The following is a 15281-nucleotide window of genomic DNA, read 5'->3' as shown; positions in this document are numbered from 1 at the left end:
TCCTCAAAGCACATCTGCGCGAGCTGAACTGCCGCGAACTATTGAATACCCGCTGCGTGGAAATTCAGGATCAGGCCGTCGTCGTCGAATCGGCCGAAGGACAACAGACAATTCCGGCAGACAATGTCATCATCGCAGTCGGCGACCGGCCGAACAACGCATTAGCAAACGAGATTCAGGATCTGTGCCCTGAGGTCATCACGATCGGCGACGCCCAGGGGATCGGCAGTGTCCTAGAAGCCGTGCGGACCGGTTATGTCGCGGGGAAATCAATCTAACTTTCTCCAACCAGGAAGTTCTAAAGCTCTTGAGGAAAGCATGGACAAAATTATCTTCTGCCTCAGGTTCTGACATAGACAACAAAGAGGAGTATGCGCTCCTCTTTTTGTGTTCTGAAATTCTGCTTTTCTTTCTTACTTAATTTCCATTCTATTCCGCGGGTGCCTGACTTACGGCTTCAATCCATTCTTTTAAGATTGGATCCTCCCCATGCAGTCCAAAATCAGCCTGATCCAAAAATTTCTCGATCTCCGCGGCCAGCTCCAGGGAAAGTTCCCGGCGGATTGCTTCCAGCAGAGCTGCCGTGGACTTAACCGTCAGGTTCGCTAACAAGGAAAGGATTTGATCAACGACCGTCATTCCATGATCAAACGCCAGTTTTAAAAACAAAGCCGTTCCTTTTTGATGGATGCTTTTTGCATCGTTCTTCCCTTCCGGCGTGCGGATTGGCTGCAGCGGTGCATATGTGGAAACGAGCATGTTCAATTTTTGCTTAAGCAGCCAGGTCGGACCGTGTTTCATCAAGTAACGCAGGCAAGCCCATTCTGCCCCGGTTTCATTCAGCCAGTCCTCCCAGGAAGAAACGTCGGCGCCGGTAAACCAGAGATGGCCCAGTTCATGCGCCATCAAGCCAATCATCTGATCGGCATGTTTCTGGATTTGAGAACAATCTTCCGGCAGAATCCGCGTGTAAAACGTCCACTCCCCGCGCTGGAAAGCGCCGGCATTCCGATAGTCGGGAATATCCAAAGATATCATTTTACGCTGCGGCAGCTTCCGCGCGCCATAGGCTGTCTGATATTCCATCAGAATTTGTTCAACTTCCTCGACCATGCGGGAAATGATTTCTGTTTCGTCCGGATTAAAATAGACAAACTGCGCTGCGGCATTTTCCTGCGTCAGTTTGCTTGCCGGCTTATAGATCACGACATTGCCGGGATCCCCGGCCAGTCCTGAAGAAAACCAGGCCTTCTGAGCTTCATCCCAGTGTCCTTCCAGCATGACCTGTCCCGGCCGGCCTTGATATGTCAGTGGAAACGGAATGAGGGACAAGGTCTTCGGCTGTGGATAGTAAACGGAATAAGTGTTGAGGGCCAGCAGATCGGAACGGTTGACATTCCCCCATCCAACTGGCTGTCCTTGATATTCGATCACAATTTCCCCTGCCTGAACGATCTGCGGCGTAATCTTGCGGGCAGCCGAGCGGAATAGCATCGGTTCCGAGGGGCCCGTTTCGAAGGCAATTTCTTGATCCTGGCTCACAATGCGGCGAAGGGTCAGCTGATCGGAAAGCCAGAAGCTTTCACCCTTTTCCAAATACAGCTGACAGCGAAAGAACAGATCCGAGGTTTGTTCAAATAGATGCAGGTGAATGATTTTCATCGCTGAGTCCCTCCTTGTTTATCGGTTATCTATAATTTAACATATACTATATAGTTTTGCAATATAGTTATTATGAAATAATAAAATCAACGTTGATTTACAGGATCGCGCTTTTCCTGATAAAAAAAGCCGGAAACCCCAGCTCCCGACTTTAAAGTTAAAACCGCTTATTCTTTATCCTATATTCTAAATTTAAAACTCAAAATACCGAACGGCGTTGTCATAACAAATATCTCTGACCATTTTCTCCAGCTGCGTCCAATCCTGCGGCGCTTCCCCATTTTCAACCCAGGTTCCTAATTTATTGCAGAGAATCCGTCGGAAATATTCATGCCGGGGAAAGGACAGGAAGCTGCGCGAATCTGTCAACATCCCGACAAACCGGGATAACAAGCCGACCTCCGCCAGCGTATCCAGCTGCTTTTCCATACCGCGCTTCTGGTCGCAGAACCACCAAGCCGAACCGAGCTGGATCTTGCCAGGAAGGCTTCCATCCTGAAAATTCCCGGCGGCGGTGGCCAGCACTTCATAATCCTTGGAGTTCAGACTGTACAGAATCAGCTTCGGTACGCCTGCGTTTTGTTCCATCGCGTCCAACAGCGAATTCAGCTGACCCGCGATCATCGGATCATCTGTGCTGTCATATCCGGTATCCGCCCCCAGCTTGGCAAACATTCGTGAATTGTTATTGCGCAGTGCGCCGATATGCAGCTGCATCGCCCACCCCCGCTTCACATACTCACTGGCTAAGAAGACAAGCACTGCGCCGCGGTATTGACGCAGCTGCGAAATAGTAAGGGGCTGGCCGGCTTTCTTCTGGTCCAGCAGTTTTTGAATCTGAGCCTCATCCGCCGGCGCATAAAAATCTCCGTTTAACGCATGATCGCTCAATTTACAACCCTGTTCGGCAAAATGATCCATACGTTTTTTCAACGCAGCCTTCAGCCCTTCCCAGCTGCCGCAGTCTTCGCCGGTCAGCTCAGCTAACTTTTCAAGATACTCCAGATAACCCTCTTTCTCAATGTTTAAAACAGGATCCGGACGGAAGGCCGGCAGCACCCGGATTTCAAAGTCAGTCTTCAACAATTTATGCCAGCGCAGATCATCCAGCGGATCATCCGTTGTACACAGCGTCTTAACCTTCATTTTCCGAAGCAGGTTCCGCACCGAATATTCCGGCGTGTTCAGCATCGCGTTGGTTTGTTCCCAAATCTGATCTGCATTCTCCGGACAGATGATCGTATCCATGCCGAAATACCGTTTTAATTCCAGATGTGTCCAATGATACAACGGGTTGCCGATCAAATCCGGCATCACCGCGCACCAGGCGTCAAATTTTTCCCGACCGCTGGCCTTGCCAGTGATCTTATTCTCGCCGATACCGTCGGCCCGCATCGCCCGCCATTTATAATGGTCGCGGCCCAGCCAGACTTCCGCAATATCCGGATAACAGCGGTCTTCGTAAATAACCTGCGGTTCCAGATGATTGTGATAGTCCAGGATCGGCATCGTCTCCGCCGCCTGATGATATAATCGTTTCGCCGTATCATTTTGAAGCAGAAAATCTTCGTCCATAAATTTTTTCATCTTCTCGCCCTTCCCTCTTTTCATCAGTATACCGCGTTTTGCGAATCCGCGGATTCTGAAATTCTTAGTTTCCCATTTTTAAGTCTCTTTTTTTATGAGTCTGCCGTCTGATCGCCTTTATTATCCAGTTGTCTTTTATACAGCTGCGCGTCTTCGCTTTCATAGCAGCAGAAAATGACATCGATCTCCTTTTCAGCCTGCAGCTCGCTTAACGTATCCCGCACCGTGTCCACAGCGATCGAACAGGCCAGCGCTTTAGGGAAATGATAGATGCCTGTGCTGATGCACGGAAACACAATCGTCAGCGAGGACAGTCTATGTTCCTTTTGCAGCTGGCGGGCCAGACGCAGCGACTGCTGGTAACAGCTTGCCAACAAATCCACTTCCTGATGTCGTCCTCCGCTCCACACTGGACCGACAGTATGGATGATCCAGCGGCATGACAGATCATAAGCTTTTGTCACTTTCGCCTGACCGGTTTCACAGCCATGCAGAGTCCGGCATTCCGCCAACAGCTGCGGACCCGCTTTCCGGTGGATTACCCCGTCGACGCCTCCGCCGCCCAACAATGAGCGGTTCGCAGCATTGACGATGATCTCGGCCGGCACTGAAGTGATATCCCCATGAATAAAAGTAATCATATTCTTGCCCTCTTTTCATTGACAGCGATCTGCTTCTTTTCTATTCTATAACTAAGAAGAAGTGGAAAGCAAGGTGAATCCGGTATGAAACGAAGTCAGATCCAGCTGATCAGCGCGATGTTGATTTTCGGCAGTCTGGGATTGTTTGTCCGCCAGCTCACTCTGTCCTCAGCGCTTATCGCTTTTTTCCGTGCCGCGATCGGCGGTTGTTTTTTATTCCTGTATCAATGCCTTCGCCGCAAACCGCCGCGCCTTCCGCAAAGCCGCAAATCCCGGATCGCCTTGTTGATGTCTGGCATTTTATTAGGCTCCAACTGGGTCTTCCTGTTTGAAGCTTACCGGCTGACGACGGTCTCGATCGCCACTTTATGTTATTATCTGGCGCCGATTCTCGTCGCTTTGTTTGTGCTGTTTCGTTCCCGTCGTTTTTCCGGAAAAGCCGCGCTGCTTTTAATTCTGGGGCTGACGGGTCTTTGCCTGTTGATCAATCCCGGTTCCGCTCTGGGAATCCATCCTGGACTTGGCATCGGGCTTGGCCTCATCGCCGCACTCATGTATGCGGGGATCATTTTGATCAACCCCTATTTCAAAGAGGTCGACGGTCTGGACAGCTCCTGCCTTCAGCTTTTGATCGCGGCCGCGGTTTTATTCGGTTATCTTTTAGTTCAGCCGGCGTTGTGGAACGGACTTGAAATATCGCTTTCGCAATGGGGACTTCTTCTATTGCTGGGCATCGTGCACACCGGATTGGCTTACGCCTTGTACTTCAGCGCGCTGCCGCGTTTAGACAGCACCACGGCCGCATTTTCCAGTTATCTGGATCCCGTCAGTGCGATTTTCTTTTCTGTTATCTTCCTTCACGAACAGCTTAACGTCCTTCAGCTTGTTGGTGCGGTCTTGATTCTGGGAACCTCCTGGCGCTTAAGCCGGTTGGAGAAAGAAGCGGGACTGCCTGGGAAGACTTCTTCATAAAGAAAGCTTTTTCATAGATAATGTTTTGTTTTTTCAATTTGCTCTTTTCATTTTTTCTTTCCTGCGGTACACTTAAAAGCAAATAGAAAGAAGGCATCGGCCATGACCCAAACAATTACTTTGATCGAAGGCGACGGGATCGGCCCGGAAATCTCCGCCCAGGTTGTCCGCGTCTTACAAGCGCTCCAGCTCCCCCTGACCTTTGACCGCCAAACGCTCGGACAGACCGCGCTGGAACAAACCGGCAGTCTGATTCCGGAAGCCACGCTGCAGTCGATCCGCAAAAATCACATTGCACTTAAAGCGCCATGCACGACGCCGGTTGGTCAGGGCTTCCGCAGCGTCAACGTCCAGCTGCGTCTGGCGTTTGACCTGTACGCGAACATCCGGCCAGCCCGTTCGCTGGAAGGCGTGAAAACCCGGTACGAAAATGTCGATCTGATTATCTTCCGGGAAAATACCGAAGATCTGTATATCGGAGAGGAACGGAAGATCGACGAGGATACGGTAGAAGCGATCAAGCGGATCACCCGTCCCGCTTCGCAGCGAATCATCCAGGCGGCGTTTGAATACGCGGCAGCTCATCAGCGGAAGAAAGTTACATGCGTGCATAAAGCGAACATCTTAAAACAAAGCGACGGCCTGTTTCTGCGAGTCTTCCGGGAGATCGCCGCGCAGTATCCGCAGATCGAAGCCACTGATCTGATTGTCGACAACGCGTGTATGCAGATGGTCATGCACCCAGAGCAATTTGACGTCATGGTCATGCCGAATTTATACGGTGATATCCTTTCTGATCTGTCCAGCGGATTGATCGGCGGACTGGGACTGCTTCCCGGCGTGAACCGGAATGAGGAAATCGCGATCTTTGAAGCGGTGCATGGCTCCGCCCCGGATATCGCGGGAAAGAACCTGGCGAATCCAACCGCCCTGCTTCAATCCGCCTGCATGATGCTGGACCATTTAGGCTATGAAGACGCCGCTCAGCGGATTCACAAGGCGCTGGTTTCCGTTTTGTGCGACACTTCGATCCGCACGCGTGATTTAGGCGGAACCGCGACGACCACCGCGTTTACCGACGCTTTGATCGCTCGGCTTTAAGCTGTCCGAGAAATTCTGATCTCAGCTTGCTTTCATTACAGTCAATTAAAAAGAGAAATTCCGCTTTCGGCTTCCAACGCCAAACTGGAATTTCTCTTTTTTATCGGGTTAAAACTCATCCGCTTTCTGATCAAAATCGATCCGCCGATGCACCCGGCACGGATTTCCATAGGCGATGACATTCGCCGGCATGGACTTCGTGACGACGCTGCCGGCTCCGATCACCGTATTATCCCTGATGGTCACCCCCGGACAGACGATCGCTCCGCCGCCAATCCAGACATTTCGGCCAATTGTGATCGGTTTTCCGAATTCCACATCTTGTTCGCGCAGCTTGGGATCCAGCGAGTGACAGGCCGTCAGCAGCTGAACGTTCGGACCGATCAGCGTTTTATCGCCGATTGTGATCGGACAGACGTCCAGCAGCACGCAGCCATAGTTCAGCATCACATCGTTTCCCAATGTAATATTAAAGCCGTAATCGCAATAGAACGGCGGCTTTACCCAGAAGTTGCCCTCAGTCCGAAGCAGCTTCCGCAACAGGCGGCTGCGCAGATTCACTTCATGAAAGGTTTTCTTGTTATAGCGATGACAGAGCCGGGAAGCCCGGTCACGAAGCAGGATCAGCTGCGGATCCAGCGGATCATAATTCATGCCGGCAATCATTTTTTCTTTTTCATTCATTCCGGTCTATTTTCTCCCAGCTCGCCCATCATTCTTTCCAGCAGAGTCAGCGCCTGAAGCGCGGCCCAGGAAGAATTCTGATGATATGCTTTTGAACCGCTTTGATGGGGCGTGTCGGAAATCGCGCGCAATGCTAAAAACGGAATCTGGTTGACATAACAAACATGAGCTACCGCGGCGCTCTCCATATCGACGCAATCCGGATTGAATTTTTCAATTATTGATGAGCGTCCCGCCTGATCAATGAACTGATCGCCGCTGACGCCCCGGCCTGTCCGGATTTTTCCTTCTCCGTTTCCTTGACCGGCAGCGCGTTCTGCCAGATGAACCAAGTCCGGATCGCTGAGAAACCACAGGTCTTTCATATAGGGGTGATAATGAATCAAAACACCCGAATGATCAACATCGTGATAGGTGCATCGCTCGATAATGATCACGTCCCCGATCCTTAAGTTCGGATCCAACGCCCCCGCCGTTCCGATCATGATCACAGCGGATACCTGCTTATCGATCAGCAGCTGTGTTGCTAAAGCTGCATTCACTTTGCCGACGCCGCAGCGTACTGCGGTGATGGATTGTCCCTGCCATGTCCCCTCGATGAGTTTCAGCATTGCGGCTTCTTCTGTTTTCTCGATCTGCATCTGCGCGATCAACGGTTGAATTTCATCGTCGGCCGCCGCGATACTTCCGATTTTTTGTTTCATAGGTTTCTCCTTTGTCACGGGTAAACACAAAATTATGATCATTCGAAAGTTTGGCTTGATAACGATAACCACGCCGATTGAATGTTTTCAGCTGTTCTGGATTTTCCGCTCGGATTTCCGCTAAATAGCGGATCATTTCACCCCGTGCGATCTTTACATAAACACCCTTCTCCCGCAGTCCCATCTCGGTTTCTTCATAGAACCAGCATTTAATATACCGGACAGGCGAAACCGCATAGCGGCTGACGCTGCGGGCATGCTGAGCGCTGGCTAAGTCGATTAAAACAGAATCTGACTGGGCCAGGTGCTGATATAAACGATCGCCCCAAAATTCATAAAGACTGTGAAACTCGGGTGTTTTTAATGGAGAATCCATTTCCAGGCGATGCGGATGAATACCATCCAGCGGCCGCAGCAGGCCATAAAATCCGGAGAGAATCCGGACGTGGCGTTCCACATAGTCCAGCTGCTCATCCGTAAATACGTGCGGCGCCATCGTCTGGTACTGAATACCGTCATAGCTCAGAATCGCAGGTGTCCCTTCCTCATTCAGATCCAGGATTTGATACTGCTTTCTTGCTTCTTCGGCAATCTGTGGACTGCATTTTAACAGTCTGCGCAGTTGTTCCTGATTGAGCGCTTTGAGGGTTGGCAGCAATTTCCAACTATCTTCAAGAAAGAAAGGCTGATGTCTGGGCGACATAAAAACTTCGTCGGTTTTAATGCGCTTTGCCGGCGCGATGATACACAACATCGTTTAGCCTCCTTTTTCTTTCTTCACACTTTCAGCGCAACTTTTTGGGATATCGCTTCTCTATTTTTAGTTTTTTTCCTAGATTCTCTGTTTCGATGATATATTTCAGAGATAGAAAACAGGTAAAAATAGGGCCAGAAATTCAAAAGTATTCTTCTACTTTTCTTAGCCTTAATTCTGAAAGTTTAATTATTTGCACTCTGCACAAACCGGCGGAATCTCCGCCGACGGCCGCCGCTGGCTTAACGGCGCCGAAGTTTTACTGCTCGGCCGGGTTTTGACCAACAAACAAATTGTCTCCACGTGTGTTGTTACTATGATAGGAATACATTGACTTTGCCTCGTCGGTTGTATGGGAACACAAACCGGCGTTCTGTTTTGCCGTCTTACTATTCTTTCTCGGTGGCTTAAAGTTTGTTCCGTCCAAACTATTTTTGAATCCAGTCTTATAGATAAATGTCAGCATGGACGGGTCTTTGTTGCCATCTTCATCATACCCTCCAACAATAACTTTTTCAACTATACTTTCAAAGACATAGCGATCAAAGGTGTCCAGCACTTCGTTTTCTTCCAGCGTCTTGCGAAACTCTGCAATTCGCTTTTTCATAGTGCTTTCCGTTTCGGCGGATTCTTGCAAATCCTCCCGTTGTTTTTGAAGCTGTTCAATCTGGCTGCTTAAATCAAAATATTTCTGTTCGTAAGTATCTTTGTCAATGATTTCTTCCAGCCGCATATCAACCAGCTTGGCCCGTTTCGCATCCAATGCAGCAATGTCTTTTTCTACTTTGGCTAACTGTTTGCCTGCATTACCGTCCGAAAGTGTTTCTTCTGTCCGGGCAATAAATTCGTCTAACACATCTTTGTTATTTTGGCACAGAAGCCGGTAGGATTCGATAAATGCCTGTTCAATGGTTTCCTCGGCAATTCCTTTACTGTCGGGACAAAACTTCTTACCTTTTTTGGTGGCGGTCACGCATTGCCAGATAACCTTATTGTACTGTGAACCGCTATGCCAGCTCCGCCTTGTAAGTGTGCTTCCGCAGAAGCCACATTCCAGCATACAGCTAAAGGCATATTTCCGGCTGAATTTTTCACGCTTTCCATCCGTACCTAAACGACGCGGCTTTGCGCGGCGCTTCAAAATCTCCTGTGCCTTTTCAAACATTTCTTCTGAAATGATGGCCTCATGGTGATCTCGGATATAGAACTGATCTTCTTCACCGAAATTATCCAAACGGCGTTTAGAGATAGGGTCAAGCGTAAATGTTTTCCCCATCAAAATATCGCCTTTGTATTTTTCGTTCTTAATTATGCCAATTACCGTTGTTTCGGCCCATCGGGTGCTGCCGCGTTTTGTCTTATACCCTAAGTGTTCAAGCTCTTGCGAAATTACAGAACCTCCGGCTCCCTCGATATAGCGCCGGAAGATATATCTCACGATTTCGGCTTCTTCTTCGTTGATTGTAATGCTCTTATCCTCTGGATGATAGTCATATCCTAAACATCCTTGGAACCCAACCAACTCACCACGCTGCATTTTCATTTTTAAGCCCTTTTTAACATTTGCAGAAATATTCTCAACTTCCTGCTGTGCAACAGAGCTTAAAATAACAAGAAGCAATTCACCGTCCATCGTTAAAGTATTTATATTTTCTTCCTCAAAGAAAACGGCAATCCCTTTTTCTTTCAGCATACGAACATACTTCAATGTGTCCAGTGTATTTCTTGCAAAACGGGAAATGGATTTTGTGATTATCATATCGACATCACCATTCATGCAGTCGTTAATCAAACGCTGAAAATCTTCCCGCTTCGTCACCTGTGTACCTGTAATCGCTTCATCGGCGTAGATACCAGCTAAGTCCCATTCAGGTTTGCTTTTAATCAAATCCGTATAATGCTGAACCTGTGATTTGTAACTGTTGAGCTGATCTTCACTATCGGTACTTACTCGACAATAAGCAGCAACTCGCAGACGCTTTGCTAAATTAGCTCTCGTTCTGGACGAAAGCACATTTCGCGCCTTAATAATTTCTACATCTTTCATGGCGGCCCTCCTTTTTGTGTTCCTATCATAGTGTTATTATAACACAAGAAAAGCCACAATTCAAGATAATAGATCAGAAACGATTTTATAGTCTTTCATAAGACGATTTTTGATTAGGGAATATTCTCTATCAGAAATCAGCTTCTTTTCCAAAAGCTGCTTGAGAAAAGCAAGTTGCATACTATATCGAATCAAGTTGTCTTTTTTCAAAGAAAATTCCCCCTTTCCATAACAAAGAAAAGGGGCAAAACGGACGGCTGCTGGCACAGCTCCACGGGAATCTCACCCCCGCGTGGTTCTCACGCGGCCCTGCTCGTTGCCTGCGACGCTTCAAACGCTCGGACTACGACGGCAAGGGAGTATCATTGTCCTGTCTGCGCGTCGTCGCCCGCAGGCTGCCACACCTGCTTTACGGCCCGGTAAAATCGCTCCGCTTATCCCAATGAGGGAAAGCCTCTTGGCGCACCTGCCGCCCGGCTCGGCACAGACAGAATGTATCCGTCTGCCCTATGACGCGCCGCCATTGTCCTGCGGGCGTATTTGTCAAGGAGCAAAGGGGCCGCCGGGAAAACAGGCAGGCGGGGAAAGGGAAAGCCGCCTGTCTATGGTCGGGGCCTTAACCGTCAGTCGCCAATGGGACTAACGATGGAATGGATCAGCTTGATTTGCAATCGGCGCTTCATATACTCGTCAATGCAGATATGAGGCTGGCCGCTGCCGTCATAGAGCGTCCGGGTACACAGCTTATTGATATAGCCGTCGTAATGCTGCAAGACACGCTCCACGGCTTCGGCGTTACCGGCGCAGGCCGCGTCGATCACAAAATCAGGCAGAGGGCTTTTGCCCTTGTAACTGGATTGTTTCATCCGCGTTTAACCTCCCTCCGGCATGAACGCCATCAATTTTATACGCAGGTCTTTCAGGGTGCTTGTCCTGTGGCGCTGTACTGCGCTGCGGGACATTCCCATCAGGCGGCCGATTTCTTCGTCAGTCAAATCCAGAACAAAGCGGAGAATCAAAATACTCTGCTCGTCTTTTGGCAGGCTGGCAAACGCTTCGGCCACAAGCTCGTTGTCGATATGTAGGTCATAGCCATGCGAACTGAATGTAAAGCTGTCGCAGGAATACCGATCTACGGTCGAGAGCTTGTCCCAATCATCCGGGGAAACAGCGTCCAGCGACACTTCACGGTCGCGGCGGCACTTCATTTCCCGCAGATAATCTATCGCCTCATGGTACAGAACCAGCTTGCAATAGCGGTCAAACTGGCCCCATTCACCGTATTTGCGGGGGATCGCTTCCATCTTCTCACCCCCTTTCTGTGGGGGATGTGGTGGTTCTCTCCCTTTCCGCCAATAGAGCGAATGGAATCTCTCCGGCTGCCCGCTAAACGCCTCCTTTTTTCATTTTTTTGAAATTTCTTTTTGCGCCGGATAGCAGGCCGCAGGAAATAACAAAATTCGCCCGGCAGGTCAAAGACCCACAGGGCGAAACAAAAAGCAATATGATCTTTTCTTACATGGTATAGTACATACTCATAGCCGCTTGTCCCCGATGGCGGGGACAGACTTTTTTTGACAGGCTTATCCCTGTCGGATTCTGTCGATATGGTTTACATTGCATGGCGGCTCCCTCCTAAAGCCGCCATGCCAGAACACGGTGCAGGGGTCGTCGAAGCAAACAGAAACGGCGGCCTTGATTTACTCAAAACCGCCGTATCAGCTATGTAGGTTTGCATGGGAAATGATCTGCCTGCCAGCGGTTTTTTTCTTTTCCCCGCTGGGGAGGCAGATGTTTTGAATATGGTAGCTCATTTCATTCCACAAAGAACAGAATCCGCCGGATCAGCTCCGGGATATTGACCGGGGCGGTGATATAGTCGTTCACGCCCTCATGCCGGTATTCATATTCCGTGGCAAGGTCGTTGTTCTCGGTGAGGATAAAGAACGGCAGAAGCCGGACAGGGGGATTCTTCATTTGGAACATCCCAGCCACCCGCCGTAGCGTATGAAACAGCTCCATTGCTGTGCCGTCCGGCAGTTCCAGACCGCACAAGATCAGTTCTATTTCCTTATCCTCAAAAATCCGGCGTTTAGCCTCTGCAATCGAGGAAACCAGAATCAGGTCAAAGCCCTTTTGCAGCATGGCAGCCCGCAGCACTTCGGCGCTGGTATCTTCCGCATGGACAAAGAGCAGCTTGTGAAAAGTTGGAGCCTGTTCGCCGGATAACTGCCGGTAGGCGTATTCCACCAGCTTATCTTGCAGCAGCAACCCTTTCATTTTGTCCATGCACAGCGTCGCGCCCCGGCGCATAGCCTCTTGTTCATAGTCGTCCTTGTCATGGCAGGACGCCAGAATAAAAGGCAGTTCCTTGTCTGCGGCCCGCACCTCGTCCAAAAAGTCCATGCCGGAGCCGTCCGGCAGGTCGAGATCACAGCAGATCAGTAGTGGCATTTCCTCTTGGATGGCGGCCCGCGCTTCTTTCAGCGTGGAAGCCGTTTTTACCGGGTAGCCCCGGTGCTGTAAGTATTTTTGCAAGCACCATGTATAGGTGTCGCTGTCGTCAATCAGCAGTATCTTTTTCATGTGTCCTCACCCCCAATATTGATTTACCACAAGCATACACTACAAATGTTACACAAATGTCCGAGGTGCCTTTGATTTCGGCAGAAAAATAGGCTGAATTGTTACAACGCTCGGACATTTCAAAAATTTCTTTGAGAAATGGCGGAAAAAGCGGGGCAGCACACGCCGCCCCGCCGATCCCATACGGTTATTCCATCGCCCGCATTTGTTCGATCAGGGATTGTTTTTTCTGTCTGCGAATTGTCCATACAGACAAGATCAGTTCCATTCCGAACAATACCAGAATGAACAGACCCATTTCCAAAACCGGGAATTTGTAAGGCACTACATTTCCGGCAAAAGCTCCTATACTCATTTTTCTGCAAGCAAAGATAGAAGCCGGAAGCCCAACGATCAGCGTCGCCAATGTTGCAAAGAGCGCATAGCACAGCCCCTCACAGATGTTCATTTTACATAGCTGTTTTTGTGTTAGGCCGATAGAACGCAGAATACTGTTTTCCTGCTTTCGGGCTATCTGGTTAGAGAGTGTCGTATTGATAAGGTTGATAACGCCAAAGAGAAATACCAACCATGAAAGTATCTCCATACTGCCAAACGCAAAAGAATTTGTCATTTCTTCATATTCAATCACTGTATTGATTTCATCTAAGGCAATATTACTATGGCTGGCAACAATATTTTTCAATTCAGCTCCCACATAGTCCGTTTTTTTAGGGTCATTTACAATGCTCCATGAATAGTCAAAAGAGGTGATTTCCGGGTGCAGTTCGTGGAACAACGCTTCTGGTGCAAAAAGAGTTGCCCCATCTAAGGGCATCCTGCCATGTCCTGAATATACCTTTGCAGGAGCGTATAACCCCGATATGGTAACAGAAACGGATGGCTGTTCTTCTCCCAAAGAAATCTCAACCGTTGAACCAACACCCATATCCTCATTCTGCTTTAGCACATTATAGTCAATTACAATACTACGGGAATCTGTTGGCATGGTTCCCTCTGTCAGAGCCGCTTCAACTGCCGCATAATTCTGGTCGGTCAGCATATCGCACATACCACCAGCTTGATGAATCTCTGTTTTATAAGTTGCATGGAGAGATTGCCTGCTTGGAATTATATCTGTAACGCCATCAATAGATAAGATTTCCTGCTTTAATTCCTCATTCAATGGATTTCCCGCTGCCATAACCTTTTCTTCTGTCATTTCAGAATCCAAATAAATTTTATAGTCGCCGTCTGGGAAAAACTGTCTTGCAAGCGCCTCTGGTGAGCGCAGCAAAACAATGGAGGATACCACAAGCAGGATAATTCCGCCCAAACTCAATGAGGCTACAATAGCAACGGTCTTTTTTCGGTCACGCCTAAAATTTGCAATTCCCATTGAAACAGGATTGAGCTTGATATTCTTTTTCCGGCTGCGGATGTCCTTTTGCGCCGGGGCAAAACGGACGGCTTCAATGGGGGAAATCCCTGCCGCAATTTTCACCGGCTTACGGATGGAAACAGATACCATGATCCAACTGCTTATAAGCGTTAAAATAACCGTTGCCACATAGGAAACAGCGTTAGAACCCTTGGAAAACAGGAGGAAACCGTCGCATACGCCCAGCACTGTGCCAATCAGAATCCCGATACTGCCGAGTTTGCGTCCCTCTCGCTTTACAATCCGCTTGATTTGCTTTGGTGTCGCACCAATCGTCCGAAGCTGCCCGTAGCTCTTGATTTTGTCATTGATGGAGATACGGAAGATACTCTGGATCACAATATAGCCGCCGATCAGAACAATGGCAATCACGCCAGCCATCAGTGCAAAATCAAAGGATTTAGAAGTATAGGCAAAATACTTGCTGTTCATTTTGGGCATAGGAAGCTGATATTCCTCTGCAATCTTCCTGCAATAAGAGGTCATCAGTTCTTCGCCCAACTGGTCGCTGTTTTTGAAATGGACATAGGCGCGATAGCCAGCCGGGTCAAACCCGTTCCATTCTGTCAGGGCAGCGTTGGAAAGAATGATAGCGCAGGTATTCGCTTCTTTTTCATTTAAGCTGTCCATAATGCCGGTAACGACATAATCACCATGAAAACTCTCTGTATCTAAGGTCACAGTGTCCCCGATCTTGGCATTGTTTCCATAGGTGGAAAGAAAGTATTCGCTTACAACAACTTCATTTGCTTTTTCAGGAACCCGGCCCTCTAACAACTCCATCTGCGCCTTGGCAATCTCCATCATTTGCGCGTCGCAATACACATAGGACGCATGATAGCCCTGTTCTGAAAGCTCCTCACCCAGCATATAGTAGCCGCCTACGCGCTCAAACTCCGGCAGTCCTTTCAGGGTTTCAATGTCGTTTTCCTCTACGCCCAGCCAGACCGCCTCATAAGTATCGACAACCTGATTGCGCTGCATTTGTGTCAGGGAGGTAGACACAATTCCCGTAAAGCAGATCAGAAATGCCGCCAGCGCAACGGCAATCACCACCATCAGATTCCGGCGCTTCTCGCTTTGCAAACTTTTCTTTGCCAGCTTCTTTGTAATGGCGCTGGTA

At 49.0% G+C, this 15281-nt stretch carries 14 protein-coding genes and 1 pseudogene; 3 read left to right on the top strand and 12 right to left on the bottom strand.

Annotated elements, in window-relative coordinates:
• Positions 1 to 278: pseudogene (locus HOLDEFILI_RS19910) on the top strand (hypothetical protein); the annotation flags it as partial.
• A 151-nt stretch (positions 279 to 429) separates the two neighbouring features.
• Here the strand turns inward: HOLDEFILI_RS19910 and HOLDEFILI_RS14300 are convergent.
• From HOLDEFILI_RS14300 to HOLDEFILI_RS14290, 3 genes are all read right to left on the bottom strand, one after another.
• Complete coding sequence (locus tag HOLDEFILI_RS14300; RefSeq protein ID WP_006060513.1) at positions 430 to 1662, bottom strand: M1 family aminopeptidase; 1233 nt, start codon at positions 1660 to 1662, stop codon at positions 430 to 432.
• Between the two features lie 192 nt (positions 1663 to 1854).
• Positions 1855 to 3249: a glucuronate isomerase gene (gene uxaC / locus HOLDEFILI_RS14295; protein WP_039865083.1), complete on the bottom strand. Its 1395-nt coding sequence runs from the start codon at positions 3247 to 3249 to the stop codon at positions 1855 to 1857.
• 92 nt (positions 3250 to 3341) lie between these two features.
• Entirely contained in the window at positions 3342 to 3890 is a 549-nt protein-coding gene (locus HOLDEFILI_RS14290) for an O-acetyl-ADP-ribose deacetylase (RefSeq protein WP_006060511.1), read from the bottom strand.
• Positions 3891 to 3974: 84 nt separating this feature from the next.
• Here HOLDEFILI_RS14290 and HOLDEFILI_RS14285 point away from each other — a divergent pair, with 84 nt between their 5' ends.
• Both HOLDEFILI_RS14285 and HOLDEFILI_RS14280 read left to right on the top strand, forming a co-directional pair.
• On the top strand, positions 3975 to 4862 hold the full coding sequence (locus tag HOLDEFILI_RS14285) for a DMT family transporter (protein WP_006060510.1): 888 nt from the start codon (positions 3975 to 3977) through the stop codon (positions 4860 to 4862).
• Positions 4863 to 4964: 102 nt separating this feature from the next.
• Complete coding sequence (locus HOLDEFILI_RS14280; RefSeq protein WP_006060509.1) at positions 4965 to 5963, top strand: isocitrate/isopropylmalate dehydrogenase family protein; 999 nt, start codon at positions 4965 to 4967, stop codon at positions 5961 to 5963.
• Between the two features lie 108 nt (positions 5964 to 6071).
• Here the strand turns inward: HOLDEFILI_RS14280 and HOLDEFILI_RS14275 are convergent, their stop codons facing one another.
• The 9 genes from HOLDEFILI_RS14275 to HOLDEFILI_RS14235 form a co-directional block, all read right to left on the bottom strand.
• Entirely contained in the window at positions 6072 to 6647 is a 576-nt protein-coding gene (locus HOLDEFILI_RS14275; RefSeq protein ID WP_006060508.1) for a sugar O-acetyltransferase, read from the bottom strand.
• Positions 6644 to 7351 (bottom strand): 5'-methylthioadenosine/adenosylhomocysteine nucleosidase, encoded by a 708-nt coding sequence (locus HOLDEFILI_RS14270; RefSeq protein ID WP_006060507.1) that lies wholly within the window; start codon positions 7349 to 7351, stop codon positions 6644 to 6646. The genes HOLDEFILI_RS14275 and HOLDEFILI_RS14270 overlap by 4 nt, the downstream gene beginning before the upstream one ends.
• On the bottom strand, positions 7311 to 8105 hold the full coding sequence (gene yaaA, locus HOLDEFILI_RS14265) for a peroxide stress protein YaaA (RefSeq protein ID WP_006060506.1): 795 nt from the start codon (positions 8103 to 8105) through the stop codon (positions 7311 to 7313). The genes HOLDEFILI_RS14270 and yaaA overlap by 41 nt, the downstream gene beginning before the upstream one ends.
• 259 nt (positions 8106 to 8364) lie before the next feature.
• Positions 8365 to 10152, bottom strand: coding sequence for a recombinase family protein (locus HOLDEFILI_RS14260; RefSeq protein WP_006060504.1), 1788 nt, complete (start codon positions 10150 to 10152; stop codon positions 8365 to 8367).
• Between the two features lie 60 nt (positions 10153 to 10212).
• Positions 10213 to 10419 (bottom strand): SHOCT domain-containing protein, encoded by a 207-nt coding sequence (locus HOLDEFILI_RS20445; RefSeq protein WP_006060503.1) that lies wholly within the window; start codon positions 10417 to 10419, stop codon positions 10213 to 10215.
• Between the two features lie 356 nt (positions 10420 to 10775).
• Positions 10776 to 11018, bottom strand: coding sequence for a helix-turn-helix domain-containing protein (locus HOLDEFILI_RS14250; RefSeq protein ID WP_004611627.1), 243 nt, complete (start codon positions 11016 to 11018; stop codon positions 10776 to 10778).
• Between the two features lie 6 nt (positions 11019 to 11024).
• Positions 11025 to 11456, bottom strand: coding sequence for a sigma-70 family RNA polymerase sigma factor (locus HOLDEFILI_RS14245; RefSeq protein ID WP_006060501.1), 432 nt, complete (start codon positions 11454 to 11456; stop codon positions 11025 to 11027).
• 511 nt (positions 11457 to 11967) lie between these two features.
• Positions 11968 to 12738, bottom strand: a complete 771-nt coding sequence (locus HOLDEFILI_RS14240) for a response regulator (RefSeq protein ID WP_006060500.1) — start codon at positions 12736 to 12738, stop codon at positions 11968 to 11970.
• A gap of 187 nt (positions 12739 to 12925) precedes the next feature.
• The coding region (locus HOLDEFILI_RS14235; protein WP_006060499.1) for an ABC transporter permease at positions 12926 to 15281 on the bottom strand (2356 nt) is incomplete at its 5' end.

The organism is Holdemania filiformis DSM 12042 (assembly GCF_000157995.1).
In the GTDB taxonomy this organism is placed as follows: domain Bacteria; phylum Bacillota_I; class Bacilli_A; order Erysipelotrichales; family Erysipelotrichaceae; genus Holdemania; species Holdemania filiformis.
Note: the sequence above shows the minus strand (reverse complement) of the source record. Positions and strands in the feature narration are given on the sequence as shown.

Bases quoted from the DNA above. Each gene is read 5' to 3' on its own strand.
- HOLDEFILI_RS14280 (WP_006060509.1), top strand. From the start codon at position 4,965: ATGACCCAAACAATTACTTTGATCGAAGGCGACGGGATCGGCCCGGAA.
- HOLDEFILI_RS14240 (WP_006060500.1), bottom strand. From the start codon at position 12,738: ATGAAAAAGATACTGCTGATTGACGACAGCGACACCTATACATGGTGC.
- HOLDEFILI_RS14300 (WP_006060513.1), bottom strand. From the start codon at position 1,662: ATGAAAATCATTCACCTGCATCTATTTGAACAAACCTCGGATCTGTTC.
- HOLDEFILI_RS14270 (WP_006060507.1), bottom strand. From the start codon at position 7,351: ATGAAACAAAAAATCGGAAGTATCGCGGCGGCCGACGATGAAATTCAA.
- HOLDEFILI_RS14290 (WP_006060511.1), bottom strand. From the start codon at position 3,890: ATGATTACTTTTATTCATGGGGATATCACTTCAGTGCCGGCCGAGATC.
- HOLDEFILI_RS14285 (WP_006060510.1), top strand. From the start codon at position 3,975: ATGAAACGAAGTCAGATCCAGCTGATCAGCGCGATGTTGATTTTCGGC.
- HOLDEFILI_RS14275 (WP_006060508.1), bottom strand. From the start codon at position 6,647: ATGAATGAAAAAGAAAAAATGATTGCCGGCATGAATTATGATCCGCTG.
- HOLDEFILI_RS14245 (WP_006060501.1), bottom strand. From the start codon at position 11,456: ATGGAAGCGATCCCCCGCAAATACGGTGAATGGGGCCAGTTTGACCGC.
- HOLDEFILI_RS14260 (WP_006060504.1), bottom strand. From the start codon at position 10,152: ATGAAAGATGTAGAAATTATTAAGGCGCGAAATGTGCTTTCGTCCAGA.
- yaaA (WP_006060506.1), bottom strand. From the start codon at position 8,105: ATGTTGTGTATCATCGCGCCGGCAAAGCGCATTAAAACCGACGAAGTT.
- uxaC (WP_039865083.1), bottom strand. From the start codon at position 3,249: ATGAAAAAATTTATGGACGAAGATTTTCTGCTTCAAAATGATACGGCG.
- HOLDEFILI_RS14250 (WP_004611627.1), bottom strand. From the start codon at position 11,018: ATGAAACAATCCAGTTACAAGGGCAAAAGCCCTCTGCCTGATTTTGTG.